General features: G+C 59.9%; 12 protein-coding genes. 11 read left to right on the plus strand and 1 reads right to left on the minus strand.

The features are described 5' to 3' along the window. The first annotated feature begins 4 nt into the window (after window positions 1-4). The 7 genes from GFM02_RS30845 to GFM02_RS30875 all read left to right on the plus strand — a co-directional run bounded on the left by GFM02_RS30845 (window position 5) and on the right by GFM02_RS30875 (window position 8,657). The gene (locus tag GFM02_RS30845; RefSeq protein WP_168323770.1) at window positions 5-2,392 is read left to right on the plus strand and encodes an aldehyde dehydrogenase family protein; all 2,388 of its coding nucleotides are present in this window, start codon (window positions 5-7) and stop codon (window positions 2,390-2,392) included. A gap of 159 nt (window positions 2,393-2,551) precedes the next feature. After that, window positions 2,552-3,007: an RbsD/FucU family protein gene (locus GFM02_RS30850; RefSeq protein WP_168323771.1), complete on the plus strand. Its 456-nt coding sequence runs from the start codon at window positions 2,552-2,554 to the stop codon at window positions 3,005-3,007. A 12-nt stretch (window positions 3,008-3,019) separates the two neighbouring features. Further along, a complete protein-coding gene (gene rbsK / locus GFM02_RS30855) occupies window positions 3,020-3,952 on the plus strand; it encodes a ribokinase (RefSeq protein WP_168323772.1) in 933 nt (310 codons plus the stop codon). Then, complete coding sequence (locus GFM02_RS30860; RefSeq protein WP_168266273.1) at window positions 3,949-4,824, plus strand: carbohydrate ABC transporter permease; 876 nt, start codon at window positions 3,949-3,951, stop codon at window positions 4,822-4,824. The genes rbsK and GFM02_RS30860 overlap by 4 nt, the downstream gene beginning before the upstream one ends. Then, the gene (locus GFM02_RS30865; protein WP_168323773.1) at window positions 4,821-5,849 is read left to right on the plus strand and encodes a carbohydrate ABC transporter permease; all 1,029 of its coding nucleotides are present in this window, start codon (window positions 4,821-4,823) and stop codon (window positions 5,847-5,849) included. Before GFM02_RS30860 ends, GFM02_RS30865 begins: the two co-directional genes overlap by 4 nt. Window positions 5,850-5,893: 44 nt before the next feature. After that, complete coding sequence (locus tag GFM02_RS30870; protein ID WP_168269819.1) at window positions 5,894-7,348, plus strand: ABC transporter substrate-binding protein; 1,455 nt, start codon at window positions 5,894-5,896, stop codon at window positions 7,346-7,348. A gap of 220 nt (window positions 7,349-7,568) precedes the next feature. Further along, complete coding sequence (locus GFM02_RS30875; RefSeq protein WP_168323774.1) at window positions 7,569-8,657, plus strand: ABC transporter ATP-binding protein; 1,089 nt, start codon at window positions 7,569-7,571, stop codon at window positions 8,655-8,657. A gap of 182 nt (window positions 8,658-8,839) precedes the next feature. Here GFM02_RS30875 and GFM02_RS30880 read toward each other — a convergent pair whose 3' ends face one another. After that, complete coding sequence (locus tag GFM02_RS30880) at window positions 8,840-11,002, minus strand: OmpA family protein (protein ID WP_168323775.1); 2,163 nt, start codon at window positions 11,000-11,002, stop codon at window positions 8,840-8,842. Window positions 11,003-11,334: 332 nt separating this feature from the next. Between GFM02_RS30880 and GFM02_RS30885 the strand changes: the two genes are divergently transcribed. From GFM02_RS30885 to GFM02_RS30900, 4 genes are all read left to right on the plus strand, one after another. Next, window positions 11,335-12,108, plus strand: coding sequence for a transporter substrate-binding domain-containing protein (locus GFM02_RS30885; protein ID WP_017960768.1), 774 nt, complete (start codon window positions 11,335-11,337; stop codon window positions 12,106-12,108). A 113-nt stretch (window positions 12,109-12,221) separates the two neighbouring features. Then, window positions 12,222-13,028 carry an ABC transporter permease gene (locus GFM02_RS30890; protein ID WP_025394853.1) on the plus strand — a complete coding sequence of 269 codons (807 nt, stop codon included), beginning with the start codon at window positions 12,222-12,224 and terminating at the stop codon, window positions 13,026-13,028. Then, the gene (locus tag GFM02_RS30895) at window positions 13,025-13,855 is read left to right on the plus strand and encodes an ABC transporter permease (protein ID WP_168323776.1); all 831 of its coding nucleotides are present in this window, start codon (window positions 13,025-13,027) and stop codon (window positions 13,853-13,855) included. The genes GFM02_RS30890 and GFM02_RS30895 overlap by 4 nt, the downstream gene beginning before the upstream one ends. Before the next feature lie 220 nt (window positions 13,856-14,075). Next, complete coding sequence (locus GFM02_RS30900; RefSeq protein WP_003540344.1) at window positions 14,076-14,342, plus strand: usg protein; 267 nt, start codon at window positions 14,076-14,078, stop codon at window positions 14,340-14,342. Window positions 14,343-14,394: the final 52 nt, after the last annotated feature.

A 14,394-nucleotide genomic window follows, 5' to 3' on the forward strand; every position in this document is an offset into this window, starting at 1 on the left:
CCAGATGACTGTTGCAAAGTATTTCGACGAAATGTCCTACGGCCCTGCCCCTGAATCCGATATCGAGGCTCGCGACTGGCTAGCGCGCCACGCTTCCGGTTTCGGTCACTTCATCAATGGCGCCTTCGTGCCCTCCGCGTCGGGCAAGAACTTCGACACGTTCGAGCCAGCCACCGGCAAGGTCCTGGCGAAGCTCGCGAACGGCGGCGCGGCGGATGTGGACAACGCGGTTGCTGCTGCCCGCAAGGCACAGGCATCATGGGCGCGATTGCCGGGCCATGCGCGGGCGCGCCATCTCTATGCGCTTGCCCGGATGATCCAGCGCCACGCGCGTCTGATTGCTGTGGTCGAGGCGATCGACAACGGCAAGCCGATCCGCGAAACCCGCGATCTCGACGTGCCCCTGGCGGCCCGTCATTTCTATCATCACGCTGGATGGGCGCAGATCCAGGACACGGAATTTGCCGATCATGTGCCGGTCGGCGTCGTCGGCCAGATCATCCCGTGGAATTTCCCATTCCTGATGCTGGCCTGGAAAGTGGCGCCGGCTTTGGCGCTCGGCAACACCGTGATCCTGAAGCCTGCCGAATTCACCTCGCTGACGGCACTTCTCTTTGCCGAACTGGCATCCGCGGCGGGCCTTCCGGCGGGCGTACTCAATATCGTGACGGGAGAAGGCGAAACAGGCGCGCTGCTCGTCGGGCACCAGGATATCGACAAAATTGCCTTTACCGGATCCACCGAAGTCGGGCGCGTTATTCGCGAGCGCACCGCGGGTAGCGGTAAATCGCTGACGCTGGAACTCGGCGGCAAGTCCCCTTTCGTCGTTTTTGACGACGCCGATATCGACGGCGCCGTGGAAGGCGTAGTCGACGCGATCTGGTTCAACCAGGGACAGGTCTGCTGCGCCGGTTCGCGGCTTCTGGTCCAGGAAGGCATTGCCGATCTTTTCCATGAACGGCTGAAGCGCCGCATGCAGACATTGCGGGTTGGTCAGCCTTTGGACAAATGCATCGATATGGGTGCGATCATAGCGCCCGTGCAATTGACGCGTATCGAAGCGCTGGTGAAAAAGGGCGTTTCAGAAGGCGCGACACTGCATCAGGCCAAGGTCGACCTGCCGAAGGGTGGCAGCTTCTACCCGCCGACGCTTCTGAGCGGCGTGCAGCCGACATCGATCGTCGCGACCGAGGAAATCTTCGGCCCGGTTGCGGTCTCCATGACTTTCCGCACACCGGAAGAGGCCATCCAGCTTGCCAATCACACCCGTTACGGCCTCGCCGCCAGCGTCTGGAGCGAGACGATCGGCTTGGCGCTGAACGTGGCGGCAAAACTTGCAGCCGGCGTGATCTGGGTGAATGCCACCAATCTTTTCGATGCCGCCGTCGGTTTTGGCGGCAAGCGCGAATCCGGATTCGGCCGCGAGGGCGGACGCGAAGGTTGCTACGAATATCTGAAGCCGAAGGCTTGGGTCGGTCGCAAGGCCCGTGCAGCAATGCCCGCAATTTCGCAAGTAAAGCCGGTTGCCGGCGATTTTGCCCTGCCAACCATCGACCGAACGGCAAAGCTCTTCATCGGCGGCAAGCAGGCGCGTCCGGACGGCAATTATTCCCGTGTCATCGCCTCGCCCAAGGGCAAGGCGATCGGGGAGGTCGGCGAAGGCAACCGCAAGGACATCCGCAATGCGGTGGTTGCCGCACAGGCCGCCTCCGCCTGGTCGAATGCGACCACTCATAACCGCGCCCAGATTCTCTATTACATCGCCGAAAACCTCAGTGGCCGCGCCGACGAGTTCGCCGCGCGGATAACAGCGATGACCGGAGCTTCCGCAGCCAATGCAAACGCCGAGGTCGACGCCGCGATTTCGCGTCTGTTCACCTACGCAGCCTGGGCGGACAAATATGAAGGCGGCATTCACCAGCCGCCGCTTCGCGGCGTTGCCCTGGCCATGCCGGAAGCCATCGGCGTCGTTGGCGTCATTTGCCCGCCGGAAGCGCCGCTGCTCGGCTTTATCAGTCTGATTGCGCCGTTGATTGCCACCGGCAATCGTGTCGTCGCGGTGCCGAGTGAGGCCTTCCCGCTTTCGGCCACGGATTTCTATTCCGTTCTGGAAACGTCGGATGTGCCTGCCGGTGTCGTCAATATCGTCACCGGGTCGGCGATCGAACTGGCAAAGATCCTTGCGGCGCACAATGACGTTGATGCGTTGTGGGCCTTCGGCTCGGCAGAACTTTCGACGACGGTGGAGAAGCTGTCGTCGGGCAATCTCAAGCGAACCTTCGTGGACAATGGCAAGGCGACGGACTGGATGGACAGAGCCGCTGCCGAAGGCGCGCTATACCTTCGCCGCGCTGTGGATGTGAAGAATATCTGGATCCCCTACGGAGAATAAGGGCTCCAACTCTGGTCATCCGGGCGGGAGGAGAACCGCACCGGCAGGCGAGAACGACGGAATTTGAGGGAATCGCAGAGCTGTAAAGGAGCTGCGGTTATTGGGCTCTGTTTTGCGGCACGAGGTGCTGCGAAATGGTGCAACTAAGGGAGGATTTTCATGCTGAAGAATATCGATCCGGCTCTGAATGCGGATGTGCTGCATGCGCTCCGGTCCATGGGGCATGGCGACACGGTCGTCGTTTCCGACACCAATTTTCCTTCGGATTCCATTGCCCGGCAAACGATGCTCGGCAAGCTGTTGCGGATAGACAATGTGTCTGCTGCCCGCGCCATCAACGCTATTCTTTCGGTAATGCCGCTGGATACGCCGCTGCAGCCGTCTGCCGGGCGAATGGAAATCATGGGCGCGCCTGACGAGATCCCTCCCGTGCAGCAGGAAGTCCAGGCCGTTATCGACGGCGCCGAGGGCAAGCCGGCGCCGATGTATGGCATCGAGCGTTTCGCCTTCTATGAGGAAGCCAAAAAGGCCTATTGCGTCATCACCACGGGCGAAAACCGCTTCTACGGCTGCTTCCTCTTCACCAAAGGCGTGATTCCGCCGGAAGCCGTTTGAAGGGAAACGATAATGAAGGTGGGTGTTTCGATCCTCGGGATCTTCGTCGCCGACACGGCCTATCTGGCCAAGCGCATGCCAAACGTCGGCGAGACCATCACCGGGACCGGTTTTGCAGTAGGTCCGGGCGGCAAGGGATCCAACCAGGCTGTCGCTGCTGCCCGCGCCGGTGGAACAGTCTCCTTCATCTCGAAGATCGGCCGCGACACTTTCGGCGACATGGCGCTGAAGACCTATGCAGAAGCAGGCGTGACGCCGAAGGTTGTGCAGATGGACGATATGCCGACCGGCGCTGCCTTCATCTACGTCAATGACGGTAACGGCGACAATGCGATTATCGTCTATCCAGGTGCCGCAGGCACCATCGGCGTTGATGATGTTGAAGCGGCACGCCAAACCATCGAGCAATCGGCTGTCTTCGTTACCCAGCTCGAACAACCGGCCGAAGCGGCGCAGCGCGCCCTCGAAATCGCCCATGCGGCCGGCGTTACCACTGTTTTCAATCCAGCGCCGGCCGAGCCGTTTCCAGACACGATCTATCCGCTCTGTGACTATATCGTGCCAAACGAAACCGAGGCAGCCGCCATCGTCGGTTTTCCGCTCGACACGTTCGACGACGCCAGACGGGCTGGCGACGCCTTTCTTGCCAAGGGCGTGAAAGCCGCGCTGATCACCCTGGGTGGTCGCGGTGTGCTGTATCATACGGCCGGGCAATCGGTTCATGTTCCGGCGGTCTCGTCGGGAGCCGTCATCGACACCACCGGCGCCGGCGACGCATTTGTCGGCGGCTTCTCGGCAGCGCTCTCGCGGGGCGCTAGTCCGGTCGAGGCCGTGCGTTTCGGCTGCGCGACCGCCGGTATTGCGGTGACGCGGCGGGGTACCGCGCCTGCCATGCCGAAGATCGATGAAATCGAGGCGCTTCTCCAGAAAGGAGGCGCAGCATGACCCGCAACGACCCGATCAAACACTTCTTCATCTGGCCGGCGTTGCTGATCGTGCTGGTGATCTCGATCTTCCCGCTGATCTACTCGCTGACCACCAGCTTCATGAGCCTGCGGCTCGTGCCGCCGATCCCCGCGCGGTTCGTCGGCTTCGGCAACTATGCGGAACTGCTTCAGAATCCGCGCTTCTGGAGTGTCACCTGGACGACGACGATCATCGCTTCTGTCGCGGTGACGCTGCAGTATGTCATCGGTTTTTCCGTGGCGCTGGCGCTCAACCGTCGGGTGCCTGGCGAAGGTCTGTTCCGGGTCAGCTTCCTGGTGCCAATGCTGGTGGCGCCCGTTGCCGTCGCACTCATTGCCCGCCAGATCCTCAATCCCACGATGGGCCCGCTCAATGAGCTGATGACCGTCTTCGGTTTTCCCAACCTGCCGTTTCTGACACAGACCAGATGGGCTATCGGCGCCATCATTTCTGTCGAAGTGTGGCAGTGGACACCCTTCGTCATCCTTATGCTTCTTGCCGGGTTGCAAACTCTGCCCGAGGACGTCTACGAGGCTGCCGCGCTTGAAAATGCCAGCCCCTGGCAACAGTTCTGGGGGATCACGTTCCCGATGATGCTGCCGATTTCGGTGGCCGTGGTCTTCATCCGCCTCATCGAGAGCTACAAGATCATCGACACGGTGTTCGTCATGACAGGCGGAGGGCCTGGCATTTCGACCGAAACGCTGACCTTGTTCGCGTATCAGGAGGGCTTCAAGAAGTTCAACCTCGGCTACACCTCCGCCCTCTCCTTCCTCTTCCTGATCGTCATTACCGTGATCGGGCTCGTCTATCTCGCCATCCTGAAGCCCTATCTGGAGAAGCACAAATGAGCGTGCGTGACCTCAAAGGATCCGGCCGCTGGTGGGCGCTCGCAGGCTGCCTGCTCTGGCTGGCCTTCACCTTCTTTCCGCTTTATTGGGTCGTGATCACCTCGTTCAAGTCGCCGCTTGGCGTCGTCGGCGGGCCGACCTATATTCCATTTGTCGACTTCGACCCGACGCTGACAGCCTGGAGCGAGCTTCTGTCGGGCGCGCGCGGCCAGTTCTACAACACCTTCATCGCCTCGACGATCGTCGGGCTTTCCGCATCGTTGCTGGCCACCTTCATCGGATCGATGGCAGCCTACGCGCTGGTGCGCTTCACCTTCGAGGTCAAGCTGCTGTCCGGCGTGATTTTCGTCGTTGTTGCCTTCGGCGGATATCTGCTTGGCCGTCATGTGCTGGGCTACGGACAAGCTATTTCGCTGATCTACGCCTTTGTCGCTGCGCTTGCGCTCGCCATCGGCTCCAGCCGTATCAGGCTTCCGGGGCCGCTCCTCGGCAATGATGATATCGTCTTTTGGTTTGTCAGCCAGCGCATGTTTCCGCCGATCGTCGCCGCCTTTGCCTTGTTCCTGATGTATACGGAAATGGGCAAGTTGGGGTTCAAGCTGGTGGACACCTATACAGGCCTCACCTTTGCCTATGTCGCCTTCTCGCTGCCGATCGTGATCTGGCTGATGCGCGATTTCTTCGCGGCACTGCCGGTGGAAGTCGAAGAGGCGGCGATGGTCGACAATGTGCCGTCGTGGAGAATTTTCTTCGGTATCGTCCTGCCCATGTCCAAGCCAGGCCTGATCGCGACATTCATGATCACGCTCGCCTTCGTCTGGAACGAGTTCCTGTTCGCACTCTTCCTGACCAGTTCCAAATGGCAGACACTTCCCATTCTCGTTGCCGGGCAAAACAGCCAACGCGGCGACGAGTGGTGGTCGATATCGGCAGCCGCCCTGGTCGCGATCATACCCATGGTCGTCATGGCGGGCATTTTGAGCAGGCTGATGCGGTCTGGCCTGCTTTTAGGAGCAATAAAGTGACCGTTCGACAAGCCTAGTCATTGTTCAATTCCGGGGAGGAAAACATGAGAAGATTGCTACTGAGTTCAACGGCCGCAGGACTACTTGCCATGGCGGGCGTCACATCCGCGCTCGCGTGCGAACCGGACTACACCGGTGTCACGCTCACCGCCACGACGCAGACAGGCCCCTATATTGCTTCTGCGCTGCAACTCGCGGCCAAGGGCTGGGAAGAAAAGACCTGCGGCAAGGTGAATGTCGTCGAATTTCCGTGGTCGGAACTCTATCCGAAAATCGTAACCTCGTTGACCTCGGGTGAAGACACGTTCGACGTGGTTGCCTTTGCGCCGGCCTGGGCACCGGACTTCACCGACTTTCTCTCGGAAATGCCCAAGAATATGCAATCAGGTGCCGACTGGGAGGACATCGCGCCGGTTTACCGCGAGCAACTGATGGTCTGGAACGGCAAGGTCCTGTCGCAGACCATGGACGGTGATGCCCATACTTATACCTATCGCATTGATCTGTTTGAAAACGCGGAAAACCAGAGCGCCTTCAAGGCGAAGTATGGCTACGATCTGGCCCCGCCGAAGACATGGAAGCAGTATCTCGACATCGCTGAATTCTTCCAGCAGCCGGACAAGGGCCTTTGGGGCACGGCGGAAGCCTTCCGCCGTGGTGGCCAGCAATTCTGGTTCCTGTTCAGTCACGTGGCGGGATACACCAGCCATCCCGACAATCCCGGCGGCATGTTCTTCGATCCCGACACGATGGATGCGCAGGTCAACAATCCGGGCTGGGTGCGCGGCCTTGAGGAATATATCCGCGCCTCCAAACTGGCGCCGCCAAATGCGTTGAACTTCTCGTTCGGCGAAGTGAACGCCGCCTTCGCCGGTGGCCAGGTTGCCGAGTCGATCGGCTGGGGCGATACCGGCGTCATCGCCGCCGACCCGAAGCAGTCTAAGGTTGCTGGTAGCGTCGGCTCGGCATCCCTGCCGGGATCCGACGAGATCTGGAACTACAAGACCAAAAAGTGGGACAAGCAGCCCGAGGTCGTCCAGACTTCCTTCATGGCCTTCGGCGGTTGGCAGGCAGCCGTACCGTCGTCCTCCAAGAACCAAGAGGCCGCTTGGAACTATATCCAGTTCCTGACGAGCCCGGCGGTTTCCGGTCAGGCGGCCATCACCGGCGGCACAGGCGTCAATCCTTACCGTCTTTCGCACACGACAAATACGGCGTTGTGGTCGAAGATCTTTTCCGAGCGTGAGGCCAAGGAATATCTTGGAAGCCAGAAGGACGCGGTGACCGCCAAGAATACGGCGCTCGACATGCGCCTGCCGGGCTATTTCTCCTATACGGAAATTCTTGAGATCGAGCTTTCCAAGGCATTGGCTGGAGAAGTGACGCCGCAGCAGGCGCTGGATACCGTGGCTGCCGGATGGAACAAGCTGACGGACGAGTTTGGCCGGGACAAGCAACTGGTAGCCTATCGTTCGTCGATGGGCCTGCCTGCGAAGTAAACCCATCCTCAACATCCCATCCCGGCGATGTCGGGATGGGATTAGACATCGTTGGAAGAAGAAGCAAACCATCGCCGCTTAGAGCGCCGTGCGTCCTTTCGGACGCACAATGGACGCTCTAACTCTTTCAGTCCACGCATCGCGCCTTCCGAAAATCGACTCCGATTTTCGGGCCGATGCGCTGGGCCAGGCGATGGAATTCTCATGAAAAGGTTACAGCATGTCCCAGGTGCGTTTGGATCAGGTCACCAAGTCCTTTGGTAGCGTTGAGGTCATCCCTCCGCTCGATTTGGCAATTGCCGACAAGGAATTCGTGGTTCTTGTCGGACCTTCCGGCTGCGGGAAGACAACCACCCTGCGGATGATCGCGGGGCTGGAACAGACGACGTCAGGGGAAATCCGTATAGGCGAGCGGGACGTTACCACGCTGCGCCCGGGTCTGCGCAATTGCTCCATGGTGTTTCAGAATTACGCGCTCTATCCGCATATGACGGTTGCCGAAAACATCGGCTACGGCATGAAGGTGCGCGGGACGCCGAAGCAGGACATCGATGCCGCCGTCGCAAATGCGGCGCGCATCCTCAATCTCGGTGCCTATTTGAAACGCAAGCCGAACGCGCTCTCAGGTGGCCAACGCCAACGTGTGGCGATTGGCCGGGCGATTGTTCGCCAGCCGGATGTGTTCCTGTTCGACGAACCGTTGTCCAACCTCGATGCTAAATTGCGCATTGAAATGCGAACAGAAATCAAGCTCTTACACCGCAGGCTCAAAACCACGATCGTGTACGTTACACATGATCAGGTAGAGGCGATGACGATGGCAGATCGGGTCGTGGTTATGAATCAAGGGCGGATCGAACAGGCCGCTGATCCGATCACCCTTTATGAATCTCCGAAGAATCTCTTTGTTGCTGCCTTCATCGGCTCGCCAAGCATGAACTTCATCGAGGGGCAACTTGTGCAAAACGCCGGTGGAATTGCCTTCCAAGCCGAGGGTGGGGTCGACATTCCGGTTCCTACACAAAGAGCCGAGCGCCTTTCGGTGGCAGTGGGACAATCAGTGGTTCTCGGAATCCGACCGGAACATACTATGGTTGGGGATCCCAACGTTTCAACTGTGAGCCTTCATGTCGCCGATATCGAGCCCCTCGGTCCATACACACTGGCGATCGGCAAGGTCGGGCCAGCGGCCTTTACTGCCCAGATCCACGCGTCATCGCGCGTTGGCCCGGATGACAGGATTAGCGTTCCAATTGATACTCAAAAAATGCACTTTTTCCTTAAAAGTACCGGAGACACGGTGGGCTAAAAAGCACCGTAAACTTGTACGGCAATCCCCAAGAAGACATGCTGACATCGCAATCTGCGCCGTATGAATTCAAAGATACGGGGCGTCGGCAGCGCCGCATAGGCCGCTAAAAGGCGTCGCAATGTGGAAAGAAGAAGCAAACAGAATGCCCCTCCCCAAAATGGAGAGGAGCACCCACATCATCATTTGTTGGAAGCGACCGGGCGGACCAGTGCCGTGACGCGGCGGATGGTGACGCGGCGGTTTTCCTGTTCTGGGTCTGATGTATTGACCTTTAGGTAGCGCTCGCCATAGCCCTGCGTCGCCAGGTTTTCCGGCGCGATGCCGTAGACATCGGAGAGCACGTTGGCGACCGACTCCGCCCGCTGGTCGGAGAGGATCAGGTTGCTCTGGTCGGAACCAACCGCATCGGTATGGCCTTCGATCAGGAAGGTCTCGCTCGGATCCTTCTCCAGCACTTGGTTGATCGCGTCGGCGACCTTGCGCAATGTGCGTGCCTGGGCCATCGGGATTTCGGCGCTGCCGGTGGCGAAGGTGATCGTGTCGAGATCGATACGACGCACCTTGTCGCGAATACGGGCGGAATACTTCACCTCGTCAAGCGAATAGACGCGCTCTACCTGCTCGACGGGCGGCTCTCTGAGGAACTCGTAATAATCCCGGTCCGGATCGCTGCTGGTGTCGATGATATAGTCGTTGAGCGGCACGCGCAGCCGCATCGGCGGCAGATCGGCGCCCGGATCCTCGAAGTAGTCGCGATCAGGGTCCTCGTAGAGATCTGGCGAGTAGTAGAGTACGTATTCGCGCCCGCGGGCATCGACGCGCGACCGCTGGATGATATCGCCGTAGCGGTTGCGGATCGTGACGATGCGATAGCCCTCCGGCCGCGCGATCGTCTCGCGATAACGATCGCCCGACAGCTGCTCATAGCTTGGCCGTTCGCCGTCGCGCAGAAACCGCCTGTCGTCGTCGCTGCGCACGATCACTTGATTGTTGTACTGAATGATCACGCGGCTGTCGTCGGTGCGGTCGTCGATGCGCGCGCCCTCAGGACGGACGAATTGCGGCCGGGTATCGAGCCTCGTGCCTTTCTCGCTGGTCACTGCCTCGAGCTTGATCGCCGGTGCCGCAGCGGTGGCAACGGCCTGCGCATCGGCGTCCGAGGTCGGCACCTTCACTTCCTGGCTCTCGGCGCGCAGCTTGTCACGGTCACGGCGACCTTCCCGCCCCTTGCTGCGGTCGGCATCCTTGTCGCTGTCGAGCACGGCTGCACCGTTTTCGACCGGCAGCACGACGGTCTCGTTGCTCTTGGCCGGATCTGCGGCGATCTTCTTGCGGCGCTCCAGCTCCTCGGGCGAAACCTTTTCCGGCGCTGGAATGGCCTGCTCCACCTGCTGACCACTGCTGGCATCCGGTAGCGGCTGGGCGGTGTCGGTGGCTGGCGCAGCCGGCTGTCCGCCGTCGGGCTGTTCGCCGGCGGGCTGTTTGGCGGCAGGCTTTGCAGCCGTGCCATCCTTGGGCGTTTCGGCGGGCGCGGCTTCGGGAGCGGCTGCCTTGTCTTCGGTTGGCTTCTCTGCGGGTGCCGCAGCCTCGCCCTTTGTCGGCTTCTTGGCAGGCGCTTCGGCAGCGGGTTTTGCCTCCGGCTTCACCTCGGGCTTTGCCTGTTCCTCGACCGGCGACACCGCCTCGGGAGCGGCAGTTTCGGTCTTAGCCTTGCCCTTGTCTCGGCCCTGGGCCTTATCCTGCCCTTTTTCCCGCTTACCGCCTTCGGGCTTGACCTCGGGCTGGGCCTGTTCCGTCTCCGGCTGAGTTTCCTTGGCGGCCGGCTGCTGCTCGGGCGCCGGCTGCGCCTCAGGCTCGGCTTGCTGCGTCTCCTGCTTCTTCGGCTTTCTCGGCTTTTCCTGCGTTACGGGTTGCTCTTCCTGCTGCGGCTCGGCTTCCGGCTGAGCTGCCTGCTTAGCTTTCCGCTGCGGTTTGCTTTCGGGCGCAGGCTCCTCCCTCGGCGCTTCGGCCTTCGGCGGTTCCGGCTCTGCCTTGGGTTCGGGCGTAGGCGCCTCCTTCCGCTCGGCCTTCGGTTTCTCGGCGGGCGCCTCCTTCGGCTGCTCGGCGGCCGGCGCCTGTTCAGCCGGAGCTTCCTCCTTCTGCTTGCGCTTCTTCTTTAAGAGCTCCTCCTCGGAGGGCGCGTCCTGCGCCACTTCGAAGCTGCCCTGTTCAATCTGCCGCACGGCTGCAGTCTCGGTTGCGGCGCCGCGCGCGGCGGCCATTGCCGATGCCGGCTGCAGCGCCAGCGAGAGGGAAAGCAGCGGGAAGGCTGCGCTCGCAAACAAACTTGATTTCTTGCCCATCGGGTTTCCTCGATCCTGTTTGAGCTTCTTGAGGCCGCCAGGCCCTGGTTCCGCCCCCTAGCGTCGCAATGAGGCGAAACGGCGAAATGGCAAAGCGCCAACCCACCGATTTGTTCCGGTTCTAGAAAGCTCCGGATTAACCTCCCGTGAATGTTGCAGTCTGCTTTCGTTCATCTCGCCTGTTATTTGCACCGCACAATTGCGCGGGAATTTCTGTTGCAATTCCATGAAAAAAAGTCTGATTATCGCCACAAGGCGGTGTCGACACCGTTGAACTGCGGCCGTCAGCCCAACAGAAAAACGAGCGACGGCTACCAACAGAGAGGATCCTCATGCTTAACCCTACCCGTATCTTCGCGGCAGCCTCGATCGCGGCAATGTCGCTCTTTGCCAGCTCGGCCATGGCCGAGGGCGAAAAATACGTGATCGGCACCGATTCGACCTATCCGCCCTTCGAATTCGTCGATGCCAGCGGCACGATCCAGGGCTTCGACATCGACATCACCAAGGCGCTCTGCGCTGAAATGAAGGCCGAATGCTCCTTCGTCAGCACCGACTGGGACGGCATCATCCCGGCGCTCAACGCCAAGAAGTTCGACATGATCGTCTCCTCCATGTCGATCACGCCGGAGCGTCTGAAGCTCGTCGATTTCTCGAACAAGTACTACAACACCCCGCCAGCCATTGCCGTGCCGAAGGATTCGACGATATCAGACGTCGCCGGCCTCAAGGGCAAGGTGATTGGCGCGCAGACCTCCACGACGCACGCCAACTATGCCGAGAAGCATCTCGCCGACACCGAGCTGAAGCTTTATCCGACCGCTGACGAATACAAGCTCGACGTTGCCAGCGGCCGTGTCGACGCCGTCATCGACGACGTCGTCGTTCTCTCCGAATGGGTCAAGTCCGACGCCGGCGCCTGCTGCAAGATCCTGACGACCCTGCCGGTCGACAAGGAAATCAACGGCAACGGCGCGGGCATTGCCATCCGCAAGGGCGACCCGTTGAAGGAAAAGCTGAACACGGCGATCGCTGCGATCCGCGCCAGCGGTGAATACAAGAAGATCCAGGACAAGTACTTCGACTTCGACGTTTACGGCGAATAAGAAATTCGTTATCTCGCCGATGAAGGTAATGGCGGAAGGCTTGCTCTTCCGCCATTTTTGTTTGACAAAGAGAGCAAGATTAAAACGGCAAAAGCCGTGAGGGGAATTCTCGCATGGGCGGATTATTTTCCGCGCTGGGCTCCTTCTGGAGCTGGATTGTGCACATTTTCGATCCGCTGTGCGGGCCCGTTGGCATCTTCACTTGGTTCGGTCAGTCGACGATCCTTGCCTGTGGCGATACCGGCTGGGGCGACGAGATTGCGCTTGGCCTGCAGGTCACCGTTTCGGTGGCGATCGTCACCCTGCCGATCGGCCTCGCCATCGGCTTCCTGGTGGCGCTCGGCCAGCAGTCGGAGGAAAAGTCACTGCGGCTGGCGGCCGGCATCTACACGACGATCTTCCGCGGCCTGCCGGAGCTTTTGACGCTCTTCATCATTTACTACGGCATGCAGATGCTGATCCAGTCTCTGCTTGCCTTCGTCGGTTATGACGGGCCGCCGATCGAGATCAACGCCTTTCTCGCCGGCGTCATCGCGCTTTCGGTCGTCTTCTCCGCCTACTGTTCGGAAGTGTTGCTCTCCGCCTTCCACGCCATTCCCAGGGGTCAATATGAAGCGGGCGACGCGCTTGGGCTGCATCGCGGCCGCACGCTGCGCCTGATCATCCTGCCGCAGCTCGTGCGCATCGCGTTGCCGGGCCTGACGAACCTCTGGATGGTGCTCCTGAAGGACACCTCCTACGTCTCGATCATCAGCCTCGCCGATATCCTGCGCCAGACGAGTGTCGCCGTGCGCGTGACAAAGGAGCCCTTCTTCTTTTATGGTGTGGCCTGCTGTCTCTATCTGGTGCTTGCCATCCTCTCCTCCTTTCTGCTCGTCTATGTCGAGCGTTGGGCCAAACGTTCGGAGGTCCGTCGATGAGCTACGCCGAAACGCTGATCCCGCCGCAGCCAGCGCCCCGCGAGTTGATGAAGCCGATGACGCCGGCGCGCATGGCCGGCTATATTCTCGTCGCCATCTGGGCCGTGCTCGCGGCCCTTCTTGTCATTTCCGTCATCAATGGCTGGGATCCGGAAAAATTCATCCGCTACGGGCCGCGTTACCTCCATGGTCTCTGGATAACGCTGAGCCTCGTTTTCATTTCCGTTATCTGCGGCGCCATCCTGTCGTTACCGCTTGCCGTGGCGCGAATGTCAAACAATCGCGTGCTGAACGCGCTGGCCTACGGCTACATCTATTTCTTCCGCGGCACGCCGCTGCTTGCCCAGTTGTTCCTGGTCTATTACGGCCTCGGCGTATTCCGGCCGCAGCTTGAGGCCGTCGGCATCTGGTGGTTCTTCCGCGAAGCCTGGTATTGCGGCCTTTTTGCCATGACCATCAATACCGCGGCCTACCAGGCGGAAATCCTGCGCGGCGCGATCGAAAGCGTGCCGCACGGCCAGCGCGAGGCCGCCGCGGCACTTGGCATCCATAACAGCATCGCCTTCCGCAAGATCATCCTGCCGCAGGCCTTCATCGTCGCACTTCGCCCTTACGGCAACGAGATCATCCTTTTGATCAAGGGCTCGGCGGTCGTCGCCATCATCACCGTGCTAGACCTGATGGGCGAAACCCGCTACGCCTTCTCCCGCACTTTCGACTACCAGACCTATCTCTGGGCGGCGATCTTCTACCTCACCATCGTAGAGGCCTTACGCCATCTCTGGGCCTGGTTCGAGCGCCGCCTGACCCGGCACCTCAAGCGCTGATTCATGACGCCCAAAACTGTGTCGCGGCTTTGGATTATGGCATTCATCAAACAAAAGCCGGTTTGGCAGCACTCTTGGGACGATGCTGCCAAGACATTGATATTAAAAATAAATTGTCCTTTTACGAAGTATCTGTAAAGCTTCCGTTAACCACTCGCATGTTTCCATATCATGTAGCGCTAATAAGCGCGCGAGTGGGAACAAGAAGAAGCGGAATACGATGCACAAGGACATGGAAAAACAATTGAAGGGCTATGGTCTGACGACCGCCCAGATCCTCTACCGTCTGCCGGACCACCCGGTGATCTTACAGACCTATGTCTGGCAGGATTACGACCTCGCTCCTGATTTTCCCGAAATGCGCGGTTTCCTGAAATTCTGGGAAGAGAAGCTGGACGGGCCGCTGCATTCGGTGCGCTACATCCACCGCAAACTGATCTCGGCAACCGAGTGGCGGGCACTCAAGGGCGAGTTCATCCTGCACTGATCGGCTCTGCAACATGATGCCGAAAAGTGTGAACGGTTCGGGCGATATGTTC

Source organism: Rhizobium leguminosarum bv. viciae (genome assembly GCF_012276115.1).
GTDB classification, from domain to species: Bacteria; Pseudomonadota; Alphaproteobacteria; order Rhizobiales; family Rhizobiaceae; genus Rhizobium; species Rhizobium leguminosarum_T.

Coding starts and splice junctions, on each gene's coding strand:
- GFM02_RS30850 (WP_168323771.1), top strand. CDS start 2,552: ATGCTGAAGAATATCGATCCGGCTCTGAATGCGGATGTGCTGCATGCG.
- GFM02_RS30870 (WP_168269819.1), top strand. CDS start 5,894: ATGAGAAGATTGCTACTGAGTTCAACGGCCGCAGGACTACTTGCCATG.
- GFM02_RS30895 (WP_168323776.1), top strand. CDS start 13,025: ATGAGCTACGCCGAAACGCTGATCCCGCCGCAGCCAGCGCCCCGCGAG.
- GFM02_RS30865 (WP_168323773.1), top strand. CDS start 4,821: ATGAGCGTGCGTGACCTCAAAGGATCCGGCCGCTGGTGGGCGCTCGCA.
- GFM02_RS30875 (WP_168323774.1), top strand. CDS start 7,569: ATGTCCCAGGTGCGTTTGGATCAGGTCACCAAGTCCTTTGGTAGCGTT.
- GFM02_RS30880 (WP_168323775.1), bottom strand. CDS start 11,002: ATGGGCAAGAAATCAAGTTTGTTTGCGAGCGCAGCCTTCCCGCTGCTT.
- GFM02_RS30860 (WP_168266273.1), top strand. CDS start 3,949: ATGACCCGCAACGACCCGATCAAACACTTCTTCATCTGGCCGGCGTTG.
- GFM02_RS30845 (WP_168323770.1), top strand. CDS start 5: ATGACTGTTGCAAAGTATTTCGACGAAATGTCCTACGGCCCTGCCCCT.
- GFM02_RS30885 (WP_017960768.1), top strand. CDS start 11,335: ATGCTTAACCCTACCCGTATCTTCGCGGCAGCCTCGATCGCGGCAATG.
- rbsK (WP_168323772.1), top strand. CDS start 3,020: ATGAAGGTGGGTGTTTCGATCCTCGGGATCTTCGTCGCCGACACGGCC.
- GFM02_RS30890 (WP_025394853.1), top strand. CDS start 12,222: ATGGGCGGATTATTTTCCGCGCTGGGCTCCTTCTGGAGCTGGATTGTG.
- GFM02_RS30900 (WP_003540344.1), top strand. CDS start 14,076: ATGCACAAGGACATGGAAAAACAATTGAAGGGCTATGGTCTGACGACC.